The following is a 3,027-nucleotide window of genomic DNA, read 5'->3' as shown; positions in this document are numbered from 1 at the left end:
GTAAGACATTCGTCTACTAAATAGTAAAGGAGTGCAAAGATATGGGTTCATCAGTTTTCTTTAATGGATCATTAGCACCCTACGTTCACCGTCCAACGAATTCAGCACCAGAAAATCCGAATCAATCCACCTATTATTCAAATTTTGTATCTGAGCATATGAAATTGCAGGAAAAATACAATGAAAAGATTAAGGAATTTATAAAGAGCAATGATGGGCTAATAAAAAAAATAGCAGAGGAACAAAAGGGATTGCAGCGCCAATTTTTTAAGCATGAACAAAAGCAAATGGAGAAGAATGAAAAATTCTCTAAAAGAATGACGGAACAAAAAAACTTATTGGAGGTATTTGTTGGCTTTATGAAAAAACAGGAAAAATACAATGAGACAGCAGCCAAGCAGCATGTGGAACATAAAGACCAGCTTGAGGTTTTAAGACAAATTGTTCAAAATCAAGAAGTCTTTAATACCAAGGTATCTGAAAATATGAATCTCGTGAAGGAACAATTTGACCAAATCATTACTTCCTTAAAAAGTCATGAATTGAAAAATGAAACCATCTCAAAACGCTTTGAAGAAAAAGACGAAAAAGATCAGGAAATCGTAGATACAATCTCGGAACAGAGGGAATTATTTTTTAAAGTGTTAAATGGTGTGCAAGATAACAAAGAACAATATGATATTTTATTTGATTATGTGCGTAATCAAGATAATTTTAACCATAAGCTGTTTGAATACCTTTGCTCAAAATTTGAAGAGGAAGAAAATGCAGTAAATTAAAAAAGGACCTCGTGGGTCCTTTTAATTTATTTCGTGATGAGTTCTTTCGGAAAATTAGTTAGTGTTTTAGCCCCATTAGCTGTGATAATCATATCATCTTCAATTCGAACGCCGCCAATTTCCGGGACATAAATTCCAGGTTCAATGGTGAATACCATTCCCTTTTGTAAAAGCAAATCATTCGTTTCATTCATGGATGGGAATTCATGAACATCGATTCCTAGCCCATGACCAATTCGATGTGTAAAATATTCCCCATAGCCAGCATTTGAAATNNTACGTCGATATCTCCGACTCTTGTTCCTGGTTTACATGCATTAACAGCAGCTAATTGAGCCTTTAATACGGTATCATAAACCTCACGTTGTTGATCTGAAATTTCACCAAATGCAACAGTTCTAGTAATGTCTGAACAATAACCATCAAGAATAACGCCTAAATCAAAAAGGACAAAATCCCCTTTTTTGATTGTCTCAAGAGCGGGCTTTCCGTGTGGTGCAGCTGTTTTTAGCCCTGTTAATACCATTGTATCAAAGGACATTTGACGGATTCCTTTTTTCTTTAATTCATATTCGATGGTTGCGAGTACATCTAATTCTGTTTTTCCTTCAGCGATTGCTTGGACCCCAACTTCAACTCCATAATCAGCAAGCTTTGCTGCTTCTTGGAGAATGGAAATTTCTTTTTCTTCTTTAATCATACGCATTGTATGTAATTTTTCTTCAGCAGAAACGAAAGAAGTCGATGGAAATAATTTTTGAATTTGCTCAAAGCGATCAACTGTTAAGTGCTCTTTTTCGAGAGCTAATGTAGAGACAGTAACATTTCGTTTTGAAAGTGACTTTTGGATAAGCTCCCATGGATTATCAGTATCACTATATCCGATAATTTCATATTGCCAGCCGGCATTGCGTGCCTGGGCAAGTTCCATATTTGGACAAATAAGGATTGGCTCATCATCCTGAAAAACAAATAAACCGAGAAGTCGTTCATGTGGTTCCGTATAAAAATTTGTTAAGTAAAATACATTTGGAGTAGACGTAATGAAACTACATGTAATGTCTTTTTCCTTTAACCAACTAGAAAGCTGTTGTAATCGTTGATTCATATATGACACTTCCTTATTAAAGATAAATTAAGAGTAGCAATTTCAATTTGAAAAGTAAACTTTCTTGATGAGAATCATCATTTTTTAATGGGTTTGTTTTATCTAATAAAAGGGTAAAAAAAGAGGGAAAGTGAGCAACTGAAAAGAAGATATATAGTAAGCATAGAATTACATACAATTTTAGAAAAGGGGAGATACATATGAAGGTATCCTATCATGGACATTCTGTAGTGAAAATTGAAACGGGTGGAAAGACAATCATTATTGACCCGTTTATTACAGGAAACCCGAATACAGACTTAAATGCAGATGAAGAAAAAGTCGATGTCATTTTACTCACTCATGGCCACGGCGATCATGTTGGGGACACCGTAGACCTTGCAAAGCGCAACTCAAGCCTAGTGGTTGCGCCAAATGAACTCGCCGTTTATTTAGGCTGGCAGGGGTTAAATGTACATCCGATGCATATTGGTGGGGCGCATCAATTTGATTTCGGAAAGGTGAAATTTACGCTAGCCTTCCATGGTTCAAGCGTAGAAATTCCTGGGAAGCAGGAGTTTGTGTATACAGGCATGCCAGGCGGAATTTTGTTTACCGCTGAAGGAAAAACAATCTACCATGCAGGGGACACAGCCTTATTTTATGACATGAAATTAATCGGTGAACTTAACGACATTGATGTTGCCTTCCTTCCTATTGGGGATAATTTCACAATGGGACCAGACGATGCGTTAATTGCGGCTGAATGGCTCAAGGCAAAAACAATTGTGCCAATTCACTACAATACATTCCCAGTAATCAAGCAGGATGCAAATGATTTTGTCTCAAGACTTACCTCTGCAGAGGGAAAAGTTTTAGTCGCTGGAGATGCAATTGAATTATAACTGGAACAAAGACGCGGCTTTCGCGTCTTTTTTTTATGGTTGCTTCATAGAATGATACAAGCATAGATAAAGGAGGAAATGATATGCATAATAGATTATTACTATGTTTATTGCTTTGTGGTGTTTTACTTTATTTTGGAGTACCACGACTAACTATCGGAGCGGAAGGCTTAGAGGGGATTTTTGCAATTTCCTGGCTCGTTTTTGCCTTGATTGTGGTCAGTGGAAATTTAATAGGTTTATTGTATAATCCTAA

Annotated in this window: 2 protein-coding genes and 1 pseudogene; 2 read left to right on the top strand and 1 reads right to left on the bottom strand. The window is 36.4% G+C overall.

The genetic code is table 11. From position 1 onward, the window contains the following. The first annotated feature begins 41 nt into the window (after window positions 1-41). Window positions 42-779, top strand: a complete 738-nt coding sequence (locus tag V7147_RS17005; protein WP_335369023.1) for a hypothetical protein — start codon at window positions 42-44, stop codon at window positions 777-779. 26 nt (window positions 780-805) lie between these two features. On the opposite strand, the pseudogene V7147_RS17000 reads toward V7147_RS17005, so the two are convergent. Further along, window positions 806-1,887: pseudogene (locus tag V7147_RS17000) on the bottom strand (M24 family metallopeptidase). A gap of 200 nt (window positions 1,888-2,087) precedes the next feature. On the opposite strand from V7147_RS17000, the gene V7147_RS16995 reads away from it, so the two are divergent. After that, window positions 2,088-2,771 carry a metal-dependent hydrolase gene (locus tag V7147_RS16995; RefSeq protein WP_335369022.1) on the top strand — a complete coding sequence of 228 codons (684 nt, stop codon included), beginning with the start codon at window positions 2,088-2,090 and terminating at the stop codon, window positions 2,769-2,771. Window positions 2,772-3,027: the final 256 nt, after the last annotated feature.

Origin of the sequence: Bacillus sp. JJ1521 (assembly GCF_036965165.1) — a bacterium.
Lineage (GTDB): Bacteria > Bacillota > Bacilli > Bacillales > Bacillaceae_L > Ferdinandcohnia.
Note: the sequence above shows the minus strand (reverse complement) of the source record. Positions and strands in the feature narration are given on the sequence as shown.